Origin of the sequence: uncultured Granulicatella sp. (genome assembly GCF_963528315.1) — a bacterium.
Taxonomy (GTDB): domain Bacteria; phylum Bacillota; class Bacilli; order Lactobacillales; family Aerococcaceae; genus Granulicatella.
Genome location: NZ_CAURVV010000006.1, coordinates 1 through 17397, shown reverse-complemented (window position 1 = coordinate 17397; position 17397 = coordinate 1). Strand labels below are relative to the sequence as shown.

The following is a 17397-nucleotide window of genomic DNA, read 5'->3' as shown; positions in this document are numbered from 1 at the left end:
AATTATGTTTGATCAATTAGATAGTTTTATTATTCGATATGATGAGTTATCTGAGTTATTAAGTGACCCAGATGTCATTAGCGATACAAAACGTTTTATGGAATTAACAAAAGAAGAGTCTAATTTGCGTCCAAAAGTTGAAACTTTTAAACGTTATCAACAAGTAGTGGAAGAAATTGGCGATACTGAAGAAATGCTAGGAGAAGGCTTAGATAGCGAAATGGCTGAAATGGCTAAAGAAGAATTAGCTTCTCTTAAAAAAGAAAAAGTAGAATTAGAAGAAAAAATTAAATTCTTATTATTACCAGAAGATCCAAATGATGGCAAAAACATTATTATGGAAATTCGTGGAGCTGCCGGTGGAGATGAAGCAGCATTATTTGCGGGAGATTTATTAGCAATGTACCAAAAATATGCGGAATCTCAAGGTTGGCGTGTAGAAGTAATGGATGCTAACATTACAGGTATTGGTGGCTATAAAGAAGTTATTTTAATGATTACAGGGGATAATGTATTCTCTAAATTAAAATATGAATCAGGAGCTCACCGTGTACAACGTGTTCCTTCAACTGAATCACAAGGTCGTGTGCATACATCAACTGCAACAGTTGTAGTTATGCCTGAAGCAGAAGAAGTAGAAATCGAATTAGAAGATAAAGATATTCGTGTGGATATTTATCATGCTTCTGGTGCGGGTGGACAACACGTTAATAAAACAGCTTCTGCCGTTCGTTTAACTCACTTACCAACAGGTATTGTCGTAGCGATGCAAGATGAACGTTCTCAATTAAAAAACAGAGAGAAAGCGATGAAAGTATTACGTGCTCGTGTATACGATAAAATCTCTCAAGAAGCTCAATCAGAATATGATGCTAATAGAAAATCTGCCGTTGGTACTGGGGATCGTTCAGAACGTATTCGTACATACAATTTCCCTCAAAACCGTGTGACAGATCACCGTATTGGATTAACGTTACAAAAATTAGACCAAGTTCTTGCAGGAAAAATTGATGAAATTGTTGATGCATTAATTTTATACGATCACACTGAAAAATTGGAGCAATTAAATAATGGAAATAACTAATCCAACGAATCAGGAAGTCCTAGTTAGGGCTTCTTGTTTTTTACAAGAAAGACAACCGTCTTTTTCAAAAGAAGATTGTGACTGGTATGCTCGTCAATTAAGTTTATATTTGAATGATTGGACAATGACAGAGTTGCTTATTCATTTGAACCAGCCTGCAGTAGTTGGATTATGGGATCAAATGGAACCACTAATCATCCGTTTATCAAATTTTGAACCATTGCAATATATTACAAAGCAAGCAGAATTTTATGGGCGTGAATTTATTGTGAGTCCCGATACTTTAATTCCAAGACCTGAGACAGAAGAATTAGTTGAAAAAATCATTGCTTTTTTATCTGAACAGTCGAGTGGAAAAGTATTAGAAATTGGAGTAGGAACAGGTTGTATCATTCATACATTAGCTTTAGAATGTCCGGACTTTTCTTATCAAGGTGTGGATATTTCTGAAGGAGCGCTTGAAGTTGCTAAGAAAAATCAAGAGAAATACGAGTTAGAAAATGTTTCTTTATATTTAAGCGATGTATTTCAAGAAGTTTCTCCTCAAAAATTTGTATGTATGATTAGTAATCCACCTTATATTGATGTTTCAGAAAAAAATGTGATGGATGAATCAGTTTTACGCTTTGAACCAGAAGTAGCTCTTTTTGCTGAAGATGAAGGATTAGCGATTTATCGTAATATTGCCCAAAATTTGGAAAATTATTTATTAGAAGAAGGGCAAGCCTTTTTTGAAATTGGGTTCCAGCAAGGGAAAGTTGTTCAACAATTATTTAAACATTATTGTCTGAATAGAGAAGTCAGTGTTCATAAAGATTTATCAGGAAATGACCGAATGATTATTGTAGGAAGGAGGAAGTAACATGAAAACACAAATTTTTCATCAGGAAACATTAAATCAAGCAGCTACTTTATTGAAAGAAGGAGAAGTTGTCGCTTTCCCAACAGAAACGGTGTATGGATTAGGAGCGATTGCAACAAGCCAAGAGGCGGTCTTAAAAGTATTTGAAGCAAAGGGAAGACCGAGCGATAATCCATTAATTGTTCATGTTCATTCTGTAGACCAAGTCATCAATACTGTTGAAGAATTTCCAGAAAGTGCGAAATTATTAGCAAAACATTTTTGGCCAGGACCATTAACGATGATTTTAAAAGCGAAACCTGGTATTTATGCACCAGCGTTATCAGCAGGACTACCGACTGTATCGTTTAGAATGCCAAATCATGAGTTGACATTATCATTAATTGAACAAGTTGGAATTCCATTAGTTGGACCAAGTGCTAATCAATCGACAAAGCCTAGCCCGACAAGAGTCGAACATGTGGTGGAAGATATGGACGGAAGAATTGCGGGTATCGTAGATGGTGGAGATACAAGTGTCGGTGTTGAATCTACAGTAATTGATTTAACGAATGAAGAAGGTCCCGTTATTCTACGTCCTGGAGTCATTACAAAAGAAGAAATAGAACCAATTATTGGACCATTAGTGGACTATATGAAAACAACAACCGGGGAAAAAGTAACGCCTAAATCACCGGGAATGAAATATCGCCACTATGCTCCAACTACCCCAGTCGTTGTGGTGGAAGGTTCTTTAGAGTTTTGGCATTCACTTATTGAAGAATATCAAAAACAAGGTGAACAAGTTGCAGTGATGGCAACGACTGATATTTTAGATGTAGTGAGCTCTAAAGTGAAAGAGTCTTATTCATTAGGTAAAAAAGATTCTCTTGCAGATATGAATCATCATTTATTTAATGCTTTGCGCTCGTTAGATCATACCGATGCGACTATTATTTTAGCGCAGGCAAGTGTTAAAGAAGGTGCGGGGTTGGCGTATATGAATCGCTTAGAAAAAGCATCTAGTGTTATAAAAAAAGAACTATAGAAAAAGAGAAGCTACTAATTTTGAGGATACTGACAAACTATGTTAGAATAATTCTATTGAAGAAAAGGAGTGAAGCTAATGACACAGTTTAAAGAAGACACACTAGTATTTGAGGCAATTGGAAAAGAAGCCCAGCGACAAAAGAATGGGATTGAATTAATTGCTTCAGAAAACTTCGTTTCACCTGCCGTATTAAGAGCGCAAGGTAGCATTTTAACGAATAAATATGCTGAAGGTTACCCAAATCGCCGTTATTATGGTGGATGTGAATATATCGATGTAATTGAACAATTAGCAATCGACCGTGTAAAAGAATTATTTGGAGCGGAATATGCTAATGTTCAACCCCATTCTGGTTCTCAAGCGAATATGGCAGCCTATCGAACGCTTGTTTCAAAAGGGGATAAAATTTTAGGAATGGATTTAAGTCATGGCGGTCATTTAACCCATGGAATGGGAGTTAACTTCTCTGGTCAAGATTATGATTTTATTGCGTATGGATTGAATCCGGAAACAGAAATGATTGATTATGATGCCTTAGAAGAAATTGCTAAAACAGAACGTCCAAAACTAATTGTTGCAGGTGCGTCTGCCTATCCAAGAGAAATTGATTTCAAACGTATTAGTGAAATCGCAAAAAGTATTGATGCTTACTTCATGGTAGATATGGCGCATATTGCAGGTTTAGTTGCAAAAGGAGCACACCAAAATCCAGTACCATATGCAGATGTTGTGACTTCAACAACACATAAAACATTACGAGGACCAAGAGGTGGCTTAATTTTAGCGAAACAAGAATTTGCGAAAAAAATTAATAGTGCCATTTTCCCAGGTATCCAAGGGGGACCATTAGAACATGTAATTGCAGCTAAAGCAGTTGCCTTCTATGAAGCACTTCAACCAGCATTTGGAGAGTATATCGAACATGTCGTTGAAAATGCAAAAGCAATGGCGGAAGTCTTTAATGAAAGTGGTGTTCGCCCAATTTCTGGTGGAACAGATAATCATCTATTATTATTAGATATTACTTCTACTGGTTTGAACGGAAAAGAAGCTCAAGAATTATTAGATAGTGTAGGAATTACAGTGAATAAAAATGCTATTCCATTTGATCCATTGCCACCAATGAAAACAAGTGGTATTCGTGTAGGGACAGCAGCTATTACTACTCGTGGCTTTGATAAAGAAGCAGCGAAAAAAGTAGCAAAATTAATTGTAGAAACACTAGCCCATTCAACTGATGAAGGGAAATTAGACGAAATTCGTCAATCTGTACAAGAATTGACAAAACAATTTCCATTATATGAATAACACAATGTAATCAGTCACATTAATAATGAAAACACTATTTTCTTAATGAAATTTTAAGGAAAAAACTCTTTTTTTCCTATTTATATACTAGTATTTTGATTGTTTTTTTTGTAGAATAACAAATAGTGAAAATATATTATGGAAGGGGCAAGCAAGATGGGTAATTTTCATGTGTTAGATCATCCGTTAATCCAACATAAATTAACGATGATTCGACAAAAAGATTGTGGAACAAAAGTCTTTCGTGAGGTTGTAAATGAAATTTCAATGTTAATGGCATATGAAGTTTCGAGAGATTTGCCATTAGAGGATGTGGAGATTGAAACACCTTTAGTGAAAACAACATTGAAGACTTTAGCTGGTAAAAAAGTTGCCATTATTCCTATTTTACGTGCTGGTTTAGGAATGGTTGACGGAATTTTAGAATTAATTCCAGCTGCCAAAATTGGACATGTCGGAATGTACCGTGATCATGATACATTGCAACCTGTTGAGTATTTCGTTAAATTGCCTTCAGATATTTCTGAAAGACAATTATTTGTAGTTGACCCAATGTTAGCTACTGGAGGTTCGGCGGTGGCTGCGATTGATGCGTTACTAAAACGTGGAGCGCAACCAAATTCGATTAAGTTTTGTTGTCTTGTAGCGGCACCTGAAGGAGTAAAAGTTCTTCAAGATGCACATCCAGAAATTGACATTTATGCTGCGGCATTAGATGAGCGATTAAATGAAAACGGCTATATCCTTCCAGGATTGGGCGATGCTGGTGATCGCCTATTTGGAACCAAATAAAAAAAATAGTAGTCACGCTTATGCGTCTGACTATTGCCATGAAATCTGACAATAATCACCGTTTAAGCAATGCATGCGATAAGTGAAAATTGTCAGTTTTTTATTTGGAATAAGTAAGGGAGTATGAATTATGGAAGCTTTACCAAAAACGATAGAATTTTTTGGTTTGTCTTTTTCAGTTCCAATCTTACTTTCTTGTCTCGTAACATTATTAGTAGTAACAATTTTTTCAATTGTATCTTCTAGAAATGTTTCTATGAAACCAGGAAAGATGCAAAATGTTTTTGAATCTCTGATGGATTTCACAAAAGGGATTGTAAACAGTGCAGTAGATGAAGAAACGGGCAAGTCATATTACTTATATGTATTTTCACTCTTCTCATTTATTTTAATCGCCAATATGGTCGGTTTGGTCATTTATTTCCATTATGGAGAACATAGTTATTTTGCTTCTCCAACGGCAAGTCCAGTTGTGTGTTTGGCGTTATCATTGATGACGACATTAATTGCACACTATTCTGGTGTTCAAAAAATGGGATTTAAAGGCTATATTAAAAACTCTTATTTGAGTCCAATGTCTTTAATGTTACCGATTAAATTAATTGAAGAGTTTACAAATACAATTACACTTGCATTCCGTCTTTACGGAAATATTTATGCAGGTGAAGTATTGTTAGGATTAATTGTGATGTTCTCATCCAGTTTCGGAATCTTAACATATATTTTTGCAATTCCATTAGGAATTGTTTGGCAAGGATTTTCTGTAGTTATCGGAGCAATTCAAGCCTATGTATTTTGTACATTAACAATGGTGTACATTGCACATAAAGTAGAACACGAATAATTTTTAGAAATGAGGAATTAACTTATGACAGAATTAGCAGCAGCAATCGCAGTAGCAGGGGCAGCTTTAGCAGCCGCTTTTGGTAACCAAGCAGTTATCGTAAAAACAATTGAATCAATGACACGCCAACCAGAAATGAGCAATGAATTACGTTCAACAATGTTCGTTGGGGTAGCCTTAATCGAAGCGATGCCTATCTTCGCAGTATTAATCGCTTTAATCCTAGTTTTCATCAAATAATCAGTTTATTCGATAAATTTGTTGAAAAGGAGGGATGATGGATGTTTCAGTATATGTTAACAGTTAGCACTGTTCTTGGAGATACACTTGTTGTCTTAATTTCAATTATTTTATTACTATTTTTAGTAAAATATTTTGCTTGGGATAAAATTGAAGCGATGTTAGAAGCTCGTCGTCAAAAAATTAGTAAAGATTTAGATGAAGCTGAAAAGAAACGTAAAGCAGCTGAAGAAATTCAAGCAAATGCAAAAGAAATTATTCATAATGCAGAAGTAAAAGGTCAAGAAATTTTAAATACGACTAGAGAAGCAGCTTCAAAAATGCAAGATGAAATGATTAAAGAAGGACGAGATGTCGTATCTAGAATGAAACTAGATGGACAACGTGAAGTAGATTCCATGAAACAACGTGCTTTGGCGCAAATGCAAGATCAAATTGTAGATTTATCTGTACAACTTGCAAGCCAAATTTTAAATAAAGAATTGACTGAGCAGACACATCAAGATGTGATTGAATCCTTTATTGAAGGGTTGGAAAGCTGATGGTGAAATTTCATAAAGAAGTAGTCAAAGCAGCCAGTCATTTTTATGGTCAAGTCAAATATGACGGGAATTTAAAAACAGTTACAGAAGAATTACAAGAAGTATTAGACGGAATTCAAAATACTGCACGCTTTCGTCAATTAATGCATTTAGAACAAGTATCCGTTGAAGAAAAAATGGCATTATTACAAGAAGCTGTTTCGAATTTATCGCAAAGTACACAAGATTATTTAAAATCTTATTTACATCCTGATAAATCTGCTTATCTAATTGAAGCAATCGAAGCTTTTCTTGATATTTATTCAGCGAATCGACTTGAAATGATTTCAGCAGTTCCACTAACAGAAGAACAAATGAATCGTATTGCAGAAGCTTTTCAAAAGAAAATGAGAAAAGAGTATGATTCATTTGTAAATACGGTTGATTCAAGCGTAATTGGTGGAGTGAAATTAAAGACAAAAGAATATTTATTAGACGGAACATTATTATATAAACTTGAACAGTTTAAAAAGAAAATTAGTCAAACAGGATTGAAGGGGTGAGACAATGGATACGGAATTCGGTAATATCACAGCAGGAATCCGCAACCAAATTAATTCCTTTGAAGCGGAACAACACATTGAAGAAATTGGTGAAGTTTCATTTATTGGGGACGGAATTGCTCGTGTCATCGGTCTTACCAATGTCATGGCTGGTGAATTAGTAGAATTTGCAAATGGTACTTATGGTATGGCACAAAATCTAGAGAAAAATGATGTTGGTGTTATTATCTTTGGTACTTATGAAAATATCCATGAAGGAGAATCAGTGCGTCGTACAGGTCGTATTTTAGACGTTCCTGTTGGAGATGCTTTGATTGGTCGTGTTGTGGATGCTTTAGGTCGTCCAATTGATGGCTTAGGAGCTCTTGAAACAACAAAACGTCGTCCAGTAGAAAATGAAGCACCTGGTGTAATGCAACGTAAAAGTGTGCACCAATCATTAGCCACTGGATTAAAAGTAATCGATGCATTAGTTCCAATTGGTAAAGGTCAAAGGGAATTAATTATCGGAGATAGAAAAACAGGTAAAACAAGTATTGCCATCGATGCAATTTTGAACCAAAAAGGTAAAGATACTTTATGTATTTATGTTGCAATTGGGCAAAAAGAATCTACTGTAAAAGCTTTAGTAGAAACATTAAAACGTTATGGAGCAATGGATTATACAACAGTTGTATCTGCTAGTGCTTCACAACCAGCTCCAATGCTCTATATTGCTCCTTATGCAGGAACTGCAATGGGAGAAGAATTTATGTATAACGGAAAAGATGTGTTAATTGTTTATGATGATTTATCAAAACAAGCGGCAGCTTACCGTGAAATTTCATTATTACTTCGTCGTCCTCCAGGTCGTGAAGCGTATCCAGGGGATGTATTCTATTTACACTCTCGTTTATTAGAACGTTCAGCGAAGTTAAATGATGAATTAGGTGGCGGTTCATTAACAGCCTTACCAATTATTGAAACTCAAGCGGGAGACATTTCTGCTTATATTCCTACTAACGTAATTTCTATTACAGATGGTCAAATCTTCTTAGAAAGTGATTTATTCTATTCAGGTGTTCGTCCAGGTCTATCTGCCGGATTATCTGTATCACGTGTAGGGGGATCTGCTCAAATTAAAGCGATGAAAAAAGTTTCAGGTACATTACGTATTGATTTAGCAAGTTACCGTGAATTAGAAGCCTTCACACAATTTGGTTCTGATTTAGATGCGGCAACTCAACAAAAATTAAATCGTGGTAAGAGAACCGTAGAAGTATTAAAACAAGATGTTCATAGACCATTACCAATTGAACATCAAGTATCAATTTTATTTGCATTAACACATGGAGTCTTAGATTCTATTCCAATTGAAAGATTGAAAGATTTCGAAAAAGCATTGTATCATCATTTAGAAAATGAACATGCTGACATTTTAGCAAGTATTCGTGATGAAGAAAAAATTCCAGATGAAGAAGCTTTCTATCAAGTTATTGACAAGTTTAAACAAATTCATCTATACGAACGTTAAAAGTAATGCGAACTAGAAAGAAGAGGTGAATTGTATGGCGTCTTCATTAAACGACTTGAAGAAGCGAATTATTTCAACGAAAAAAACAAGTCAAATTACAAGTGCTATGCAAATGGTTTCTGCTTCAAAACTAGCTAAGTCTGAACAAGCCGTTCGCCGTTATCATGATTATGCTGAAAAAATTCGTGAAGTTGTAACGCATTTATTATATGCTGAACAAAATGTGAAAGTAGAAGATACGGATGAAGAAATTGATTCAAAGGAAGAAGAATCATTTATTGATTATCATGATTTATTAATCGAAAGACCTGTGAAAAAAACAGGGTATTTAGTCATTTCTTCAGATCAAGGTTTAGCCGGAAGTTATAATTCTTCTATTTTCCAAGCAACTCGTGAGATGTTGCAAACGGATCATGATTCAAAAGATGAGTATGTGATTTTAACAATTGGTGGAGCTGCAAGTCGCTTCTTTAAAAAGATGGGAATTGATGTTCGTTTAGAAATCAATGATGTCAGTGATATTCCATCATTTGAAGAAGTACGTAAAATTGTAAGTAGTGCGGTGCAAATGTTTAGACAAGGTGAATTTGATGAATTTTATGTTTGTTATAATCACCATGTGAATGCATTATTATCCAATTATCGTGTTGAAAAAATGTTACCGATTATTGACTTAGATGAAGATGAAGCAAAAGAATATGAGTTAGATTATATTTTTGAGCCAAATAAAGAAATTATTATGGAAACATTATTGCCTCAATATGCAGAATCTCTTATTTATGGGGCGATTATCGATGCAAAAGCAGCTGAACATGCTTCACGTATGACAGCAATGAGAAGTGCAACGGATAATGCGAGAGACTTAATTAGTGATTTGACACAAGATTTAAACCAACGTCGTCAAGCACAAATTACACAAGAAATAACTGAAATCGTTGGTGGAGCAGCAGCTCTAGAAGAACAGTAAGAGTGAAAGGAGGAAATTTTTTGAGAACTGGAGAAATTTTACAAGTTGTTGGACCAGTTGTGGACGTTGTATTTCCTTTAGAAGAAGGCGTACCTGATATTCATAATGCCTTACATGTTATTAAAGAAGATGGCGAAGGGCATAAAAAAACAATTACGCTTGAAACAGCTGTTGAATTAGGGGATGGTGCTGTACGTACAATTGCCATGGAATCAACTGATGGTCTTCAACGAGGTATGAAAGTTATTGATTTAGGACGTACAATTAGTGTTCCAGTTGGAACAGAAACTTTAGGACGTGTATTTAATGTATTAGGGGATACAATTGATTTAGGGGAGAAATTTCCTGAAGATTTTAGACGTGATGAAATTCATAAACCAGCGCCTAAATTTGAACAATTAAGTAGCCAATACGAAATTTTACAAACAGGTATTAAAGTTATTGACTTATTAGCACCTTACTTAAAAGGTGGTAAAATTGGATTATTCGGAGGTGCCGGAGTAGGTAAGACGGTATTAATCCAAGAATTAATTCATAACATTGCTGAAGAATTAGGTGGTATTTCTGTATTTACGGGTGTTGGAGAACGTACTCGTGAAGGGAATGACCTTTACCATGAAATGCAAGAGTCAGGTGTATCTGCTAAAACTGCCATGGTATTTGGACAAATGAATGAACCACCAGGAGCTCGTATGCGTGTTGCTTTAACAGGGTTAACAATTGCTGAACACTTCCGTGATGAGCAAAAACAAGATGTATTATTATTCATTGATAATATTTATCGTTTTACTCAAGCCGGTTCAGAAGTATCTGCCCTATTAGGTCGTATGCCTTCAGCGGTAGGGTATCAACCAACATTAGCAACTGAAATGGGACAATTACAAGAACGTATTAGTTCAACAAAAGATGGATCTATTACATCCATTCAAGCAATCTACGTTCCTGCCGATGACTATACTGACCCAGCGCCAGCTACAACATTTGCCCATTTAGATGCAACAACGAACTTAGAGCGTCGTTTAACAGAACAAGGGATTTACCCAGCGGTGGATCCATTAGCTTCAACTTCAAGTGCTTTAACTCCTGATATTGTAGGAGAAGAACACTATGAAGTAGCTATGAAAGTTCAACAAATGTTACAACGTTATCGTGAATTACAAGATATTATCGCTATTTTAGGGATTGATGAATTATCTGATAGTGAAAAGATTATTGTAAACCGTGCAAGAAGAATTCAATTCTTCTTATCTCAAAACTTCCACGTTGCAGAAGCATTTACAGGTCAACCAGGTTCATATGTTCCTATTAAAGATACAGTACGTGGATTTAAAGGAATTATTGATGGGGAATATGATGATATTCCAGAAGACTTATTCCGTAATGTTGGACCGATTGAAGATGTTCTTAAAAAAGCACAAGCGGCAGGTTACCGAGGAGGTAATTAATCATGCTTGAAAATCGAGAACTTTTAGTCGTCGTAACGACTCCAGAAGGAAAAGTTTATAATCACCGCTCTTATTCGGTTAGTGCAGAAGCTATTGATGGGGGAATTACGATTCTTCCAAACCATGCTCCTATCATGTTACCGTTAAAAATTGGTGAATTACGAGTAAAACGTTTCTTAGAAGATTCTCCTACTGATTATATTGCAATCGGTGGCGGAATTATGGAAGTACGTGATAATGTCGTAACGGTTATTGCCAATGTTGCTGAACGTGCACGTGATATTGACGTGGGTCGTGCAGAACAAGCGCGTGATAAAGCAGAAGCAATTATTCAAAATAAAGAGTGTTCTAAGAGTGAAGTAGAACGTGCGAAAATTGCATTGAACAAAGCGATTAACCGTATTGGTGTTTCAAAACATCGTCGATTAAAACAATAATGAAAATGAAAACTGTTGGTATTATGCCAACAGTTTTTTTCATTTTCTGTGAAAAAACATAAAATACCTATTGCAAAATAAAAAAAGAACTGCTATAATCATAAAACGTAAATGTTACGATTTAAGAAAAAGTAAAAACGAAAAGAGGAGAACAAATGGCTAAAAAGTCAAAAATTGCTAAACACGAAAAACAATTAGCATTAGTAGAAAAATATGCACAACTTAGATATGAATTAAAACAAGCAGGAGATTATGAAGCTCTTCGTAAATTACCGATTAATTCAAATCCAAATCGTGTAAAAAATAGAGATAAAGTTGATGGTCGACCAAGAGCTTATATGAGAAAATTCGGAATCTCAAGAATTAAATTCCGTGATTTAGCTCATAAAGGCTTAATTCCAGGTGTTGTAAAAGCAAGCTGGTAATTCAAAGAAAGTAATGGAGGGAAAGAAATGAAACAAGATTTAGCAACAGCATATAGACAAATGAAAAGTCCAAATATTAAAACTCGTAAACGTGCGTTAAAATTAATTCATGAATCGAAACGTGGAAAGAAAAAATAAGAGGAGTAAAATCATGAAAGTAAGTAAAAAAATTGTAGCAGTTTTAGGAGCGGCATTCTTATTAGGAGCTTGTTCACAACCAACTACTTCTACAAAACCTCAAAAAGAATCTAAATTAAATATTATGACAACATTTTTCCCAATGTATGATTTCACTAGAAATATTGTTGGAGACGAAGGAGAAGTTTCTTTATTAATTGGAGCTGGAACTGAACCGCATGAATATGATCCAACTGCAAAAGATATTGCAAAAATCTCACAATCAGATGCTTTAGTTTATGATAATGAAAATATGGAAACTTGGGTTCCAACAGTGATGAAGAGTTTAACAGATTCAAAAGTTAAAGAAATTAAAGCAACAAAAGATATGGAGTTATTGCCAATTGAAGACGACCATGATCACGAAGGTGAAGAACATCATGACGAACATGAACATGAGTTTGATCCACATGTATGGTTATCTCCTAAAAAAGCAAAATTATTAGTTGAAAAAATTACAGCTCAATTAAGCGAAGCATTTCCTGAAAAAGCATCTGCATTTAAAACAAATGCACAAGCATATTTAGAAAAATTATCGCAGTTAGATAATGAGTACACAACAGCTTTAAAAGATGCGAAGCAAAAGAATTTTGTGACACAACATACAGCGTTTAGATATTTAGCGACAGATTATGGTTTGAATCAAGTGGGAATTGCAGGAATTTCTCCAGAAGCAGAACCTTCACCCGCTCGTCTAGCTGAATTAACGAAGTATATTAAAGAAAATGAAATTCGTTATATTTATTTTGAAGAAAATGCATCAGAAAAAATTGCGAAGACTCTAGCCACAGAAACGGGAGTAGTGTTAGAGGTGTTAAATCCATTAGAATCTTTAACAAAAGAAGAAATGGATAAGGGTGATGATTATATTTCAGTCATGAAAGAAAATCTTCAGGCTTTATTGAAAACAACGACCGTAGCAGGTAAAGAAATTAAGCCAGAGCATTAAAATTTTTTAAGTTGAAATGAAGAAATTCGTAGGGAGTATGATTTTAGTGAGTTTCTTCATTAGTTTAGAGAGTTTTAGATTAAACTTCTATAGAGACGAGAGTTTCTATAGAAGTTTTTTTACGGAAATAAATACTATATATAGTTTTGATTTTTGTTGAAAAACACAATATGTAGGTGTATGATAGTGGAGGTAATAAAAAAGTAAAGGAGGAGTGAGCTTGAGTGTAATGCTTGTAAAGAAAAGAGATGAAAGAGTAGAGACATTCCATCGTCAAAAAATCTTTCACGGATTAGAAAGAGCTGAAAAAAGTTTATATGGTGAACTTTCAATGAATCGAAAGGAAGTATTAGATAGTATAGTGGATACGGTTTTATCAAAAATTGAAAGTTTAGCAAAAAGTGAAATCAAATCAGAAGAGATAGAAGCTGTGATTCTAGAGTGTTTGAAACAAGAAGGCGAAACGGTATTAGCGAATCAATTTCTTGCCAATCGAATTGAATGGGATAAAAAAAGAGAAAAAGAAATGGATGTTACTCAACGATTAACAAAATTGAGTCAAAGAGATGTGAGTATTATTCATGAAAATGCAAATAAAGATAGTGAAGTCTTTAATACGCAACGAGATTTGATGGCTGGAACGGTAGGAAAAGCCTTCGGATTAAAAATGCTTCCTCCACATGTTGCAAATGCCCATTTAAAAGGGGATATTCATTATCATGACTTAGATTATCATCCTTATTTACCAATGACGAATTGTAGTTTAATTGATTTTAAGGAAATGTTTGAACATGGCTTTAAAATTGGAAATGCGAATGTCGAAAGTCCTAAATCAATACAAACAGCTACTGCTCAAATGGCGCAAATTATTGCGAATGTTGCTTCAAGCCAATATGGAGGATGTTCTGCTAATCGTATTGATGAAGTATTAGCACCTTATGCAAAGTTGAATTATGAAAAACATTTACAAGATGCTAAAAAATGGGTAGAAGGAGAAGAAAAACAAGAAGCATATGCATTAGAAAAAACGAAAAAAGATATTTATGATGCCATGCAGTCCTTAGAGTATGAAATTAATACGCTTTATACTTCTCAAGGTCAAACCCCATTTACAACATTAGGATTTGGATTAGGGATGTCATTATTTGAACGAGAAATTCAAAAAGCGATTTTAAAAGTAAGAATTAAAGGGATTGGGAAAGAACAAAGAACTGCCATTTTCCCTAAATTAATTTTTACGTTAAAACGTGGTGTGAATTTAGAACAAACGGATTCGAATTATGATATCAAAACATTAGCATTAGAATGTTCGACCAAAAGAATGTATCCAGATATTTTAAATTATGAACAAATTGTTCGAATTACGGGTAGTTTTAAAGTGCCGATGGGTTGTCGATCATTTTTACAAGGTTGGAAAAATGAAAAAGGTGAAGATGTTTCGGATGGAAGAATGAATTTAGGAGTTGTGACCCTAAACCTTCCAAGAATTGCATTAGAATCAGATGGTAACAAAGAGCAATTTTGGACTATTTTAGAAGAAAAATTGCAAATCTGTAAAGATGCATTAGTGTACCGTGTAGAACGCTGTAAAGAGGCTAAATCAGCGAATGCGCCTATTTTATATCGCTATGGTTCATTTGGAAAACGATTGATGAATGATGAACCAGTAGACGAAGTATTCAAACATCGTCGTGCAACAGTATCTCTTGGATATATTGGCTTATATGAAACGACTACTGTCTTTTTTGGAAATTGTTGGGAAACAAATCCAGAAGCAAAAGATTTTACCTTAAATATTGTGAAACGATTGAGCGAGAAAACAAAGGAATGGTCGGATGAATATGACTATCATTTTAGTGTATATGCAACGCCAAGTGAAAGTTTAACAGATCGTTTTTGTCGATTAGATCATGAAAAATTTGGAGATGTAGCTGATATTACAGATAAGGAATATTATACAAATAGTTTCCATTATGATGTGAGAAAGTCTCCAACTCCATTTGAAAAAATTGAGTTCGAAAAAGATTATCCCGTTTATTCTTCAGGTGGATTTATTCATTATTGCGAATATCCTGTTATGAAACAAAATCCAAAAGGGCTTGAAGCAGTTTGGGATTATGCATATGAAAGAGTAGGTTATCTTGGAACGAATACACCTATTGATTGTTGTTATGAATGTGGGTATGAAGGGGAGTTTGAACCAACTGCAAAAGGATTTGAATGTCCAATTTGTAAAAATAGAAATCCGAAAACTTGTGATGTTGTTAAACGAACTTGTGGTTACTTAGGAAATCCTCAAGCTCGCCCTATGGTTCACGGAAGACATCAAGAAATTAAATCACGGGTTAAACATCTCTCCAATGAACGAAATCTAAGAAATTAGGAGGATTGGGTATGAAGTTTCCAAAACCGGGGGAATGGACAAGTCAGCAATATTCTAAAGGAAAAATTGCTAGTTATAAGCCTTTTAATTTTGTAGATGGAGAAGGTGTGCGTTGTTCTTTATATGTGAGTGGCTGTTTATTTGCCTGTGAAGGTTGTTATAATATCAAAGCACAAAATTTTAATACAGGAATTCTTTATACAGAAGAATTAGAAGAACAAATTATTCAAGATATTGGCGCTAGTTATTGCCAAGGATTGACCTTGTTAGGTGGAGAACCTTTTTTAAATACGAAAGTATGTCTGTCTCTTGTTCGTAAATTACGAAGTGTTTATGGGCATTCTAAAGATATTTGGTCATGGACAGGCTATACTTGGGAAGAGTTACAATTAGAAACACCTGACAAAAAAGCGTTGCTACAAGAACTCGATATTTTAGTAGATGGAAGATTTGATATTAAAAAAAGAGATTTAACATTGCAATTTAGAGGAAGTTCGAATCAAAGAATTATTGACGTACAAAAGTCTTTACAGAACGGGCGAGTTGTTTTATGGGATGGATTAAGAGAATAGGAGAATTTTACCGACACTTGACGATTCTTAGCATCATTCAGTAAAATAGATACTAATGTTTTTTTAGGAGTTATGTGTATGAAGTTATCAACTATTTCAAAATTTTCATTAGTGAGTATTTCGACATTATTAATGTCTCATTTGGCCATCTCACCTGTTTTGCCTAAATTATACGAGTATTACCATGGGATGAATTCAGAACTAGGATTGGCTTCTGTGGAAAGTTTAGCGACGATTCCAGCAATGATGATTACGATTTTTGTGTTAATTAGTAATCTTGTCATGAATAAAATTGGAAAAAAGAATACCGTATTATTAGGAATTGGTTTGATTATTATTTTTGGGCCTCTTCCAGCCTTTTTAACGAATTTTAAATTAGTGATGATTAGTCGAATGTTGTTAGGAGCAGGGATTGGATTATTTAATTCTCTGTCGATTAGTTTGATGAGTGACTTTTTTGAATCGGATGAAAAAGCAACCATGATTGGGATGAGAACGGCTTTCTTAAATATTGGGAAAGCACTAACGACATTTTTATCAGGTTACTTATTACTGTTTGGTGAACGTACGGTATTTTTAACTTATTTAATTGCGATTCCAATTTTCCTATTATTTTATCAATATGTTCCAAATACTCCAATAGAACAACGTGTTAAGAAAAAAGGTAACATTCGTTTAGCGACCGTTATGTTAACACTTCTTACATTTGTAGTTGGAGTGAGTTATATGGGATTAACGATTAAAATTCCATCACTTATTTTAATGCATTATCAATTAGAAGTAGCTCTATCTCGAAATTTATTAACGATTTTAGCCTTAAGTGGAACGATTGCTGGCTTTATTTTTGGAATGTTATTGAAAAAAGTTGGAGAATTAACATTGCCGATGATGCTACTTAGTATGGTGATTGGTAGTTTAATCTTTATTTTCTTTAAACAGACCATTTTATATTATGTAGCAAGTGTTTTAATTGGGGTAAGTTTTGTAGGCACGATGTCTTATATTTTCTATTTTATTTCTAAAATTTTTGAAAAAGAAGAGATTAATTTAACAACTAGTATTGTGTTAGTTGGAGGGAATATTGGGGTAATTTTGACTCCGGTTATTATGACGAAACTCCCTGAATGGTTGAATTGGAATCCGTTTATTGCTCCATTTTATATGGTAAGTGCCTTTATGAGTATCGTTGCAATGTTTAGCGGATGGTATTTATATAAAAATAATTTTTAGAAAAAGAGGCTGGGCAAAAAGTCTCAAAAATAGAAGAAAGCACTATAAAATTCTG

The 17397-nt window shown here is 34.4% G+C and carries 18 protein-coding genes and 1 pseudogene; all 19 read left to right on the top strand.

What is annotated here, in order from left to right; all coding sequences use genetic code 11:
• Positions 1 to 4 precede the first annotated feature (4 nt).
• The 19 genes and pseudogenes from prfA to RYK07_RS02480 all read left to right on the top strand — a co-directional run bounded on the left by prfA (position 5) and on the right by RYK07_RS02480 (position 17342).
• Positions 5 to 1084 carry a peptide chain release factor 1 gene (gene prfA, locus RYK07_RS02570; RefSeq protein WP_314110577.1) on the top strand — a complete coding sequence of 360 codons (1080 nt, stop codon included), beginning with the start codon at positions 5 to 7 and terminating at the stop codon, positions 1082 to 1084.
• Positions 1071 to 1946: a peptide chain release factor N(5)-glutamine methyltransferase gene (prmC, locus tag RYK07_RS02565; RefSeq protein ID WP_314852248.1), complete on the top strand. Its 876-nt coding sequence runs from the start codon at positions 1071 to 1073 to the stop codon at positions 1944 to 1946. The genes prfA and prmC overlap by 14 nt, the downstream gene beginning before the upstream one ends.
• 1 nt (position 1947) lies before the next feature.
• Positions 1948 to 2973, top strand: a complete 1026-nt coding sequence (locus tag RYK07_RS02560; protein WP_314852247.1) for an L-threonylcarbamoyladenylate synthase — start codon at positions 1948 to 1950, stop codon at positions 2971 to 2973.
• A 78-nt stretch (positions 2974 to 3051) separates the two neighbouring features.
• Positions 3052 to 4284, top strand: a complete 1233-nt coding sequence (gene glyA, locus RYK07_RS02555) for a serine hydroxymethyltransferase (protein WP_314852245.1) — start codon at positions 3052 to 3054, stop codon at positions 4282 to 4284.
• A 156-nt stretch (positions 4285 to 4440) separates the two neighbouring features.
• On the top strand, positions 4441 to 5076 hold the full coding sequence (gene upp, locus RYK07_RS02550; RefSeq protein ID WP_006703459.1) for a uracil phosphoribosyltransferase: 636 nt from the start codon (positions 4441 to 4443) through the stop codon (positions 5074 to 5076).
• Between the two features lie 130 nt (positions 5077 to 5206).
• The gene (gene atpB / locus RYK07_RS02545; RefSeq protein ID WP_314852244.1) at positions 5207 to 5920 is read left to right on the top strand and encodes a F0F1 ATP synthase subunit A; all 714 of its coding nucleotides are present in this window, start codon (positions 5207 to 5209) and stop codon (positions 5918 to 5920) included.
• Positions 5921 to 5944: 24 nt separating this feature from the next.
• Positions 5945 to 6160 (top strand): F0F1 ATP synthase subunit C, encoded by a 216-nt coding sequence (atpE, locus tag RYK07_RS02540; protein WP_006703461.1) that lies wholly within the window; start codon positions 5945 to 5947, stop codon positions 6158 to 6160.
• Between the two features lie 41 nt (positions 6161 to 6201).
• Positions 6202 to 6702 (top strand): F0F1 ATP synthase subunit B, encoded by a 501-nt coding sequence (gene atpF / locus RYK07_RS02535; RefSeq protein WP_314852243.1) that lies wholly within the window; start codon positions 6202 to 6204, stop codon positions 6700 to 6702.
• Entirely contained in the window at positions 6702 to 7244 is a 543-nt protein-coding gene (gene atpH / locus RYK07_RS02530) for an ATP synthase F1 subunit delta (RefSeq protein ID WP_314256403.1), read from the top strand. The genes atpF and atpH overlap by 1 nt, the downstream gene beginning before the upstream one ends.
• A gap of 4 nt (positions 7245 to 7248) precedes the next feature.
• Positions 7249 to 8757, top strand: coding sequence for a F0F1 ATP synthase subunit alpha (atpA, locus tag RYK07_RS02525; RefSeq protein ID WP_314852242.1), 1509 nt, complete (start codon positions 7249 to 7251; stop codon positions 8755 to 8757).
• Positions 8758 to 8791: 34 nt separating this feature from the next.
• Positions 8792 to 9724 (top strand): F0F1 ATP synthase subunit gamma, encoded by a 933-nt coding sequence (locus RYK07_RS02520; RefSeq protein WP_314852240.1) that lies wholly within the window; start codon positions 8792 to 8794, stop codon positions 9722 to 9724.
• 20 nt (positions 9725 to 9744) lie between these two features.
• Positions 9745 to 11169, top strand: coding sequence for a F0F1 ATP synthase subunit beta (gene atpD / locus RYK07_RS02515; protein ID WP_314450740.1), 1425 nt, complete (start codon positions 9745 to 9747; stop codon positions 11167 to 11169).
• A 2-nt stretch (positions 11170 to 11171) separates the two neighbouring features.
• Positions 11172 to 11606 (top strand): F0F1 ATP synthase subunit epsilon, encoded by a 435-nt coding sequence (locus RYK07_RS02510; RefSeq protein ID WP_314852238.1) that lies wholly within the window; start codon positions 11172 to 11174, stop codon positions 11604 to 11606.
• A gap of 155 nt (positions 11607 to 11761) precedes the next feature.
• Positions 11762 to 12031 (top strand): 30S ribosomal protein S14, encoded by a 270-nt coding sequence (gene rpsN / locus RYK07_RS02505; RefSeq protein WP_314679207.1) that lies wholly within the window; start codon positions 11762 to 11764, stop codon positions 12029 to 12031.
• Positions 12032 to 12058: 27 nt separating this feature from the next.
• Entirely contained in the window at positions 12059 to 12169 is a 111-nt protein-coding gene (locus tag RYK07_RS02500; RefSeq protein WP_314852237.1) for a putative metal homeostasis protein, read from the top strand.
• A gap of 13 nt (positions 12170 to 12182) precedes the next feature.
• Positions 12183 to 13151 (top strand): annotated as a pseudogene (locus RYK07_RS02495) (metal ABC transporter substrate-binding protein); the annotation flags it as partial.
• Between the two features lie 235 nt (positions 13152 to 13386).
• Positions 13387 to 15540, top strand: a complete 2154-nt coding sequence (gene nrdD, locus RYK07_RS02490) for an anaerobic ribonucleoside-triphosphate reductase (protein WP_314852323.1) — start codon at positions 13387 to 13389, stop codon at positions 15538 to 15540.
• Positions 15541 to 15551: 11 nt separating this feature from the next.
• Complete coding sequence (nrdG, locus tag RYK07_RS02485; protein ID WP_314852235.1) at positions 15552 to 16112, top strand: anaerobic ribonucleoside-triphosphate reductase activating protein; 561 nt, start codon at positions 15552 to 15554, stop codon at positions 16110 to 16112.
• Between the two features lie 78 nt (positions 16113 to 16190).
• Positions 16191 to 17342 (top strand): MFS transporter, encoded by a 1152-nt coding sequence (locus RYK07_RS02480; protein WP_399546271.1) that lies wholly within the window; start codon positions 16191 to 16193, stop codon positions 17340 to 17342.
• The last annotated feature ends 55 nt before the right edge of the window (positions 17343 to 17397 follow it).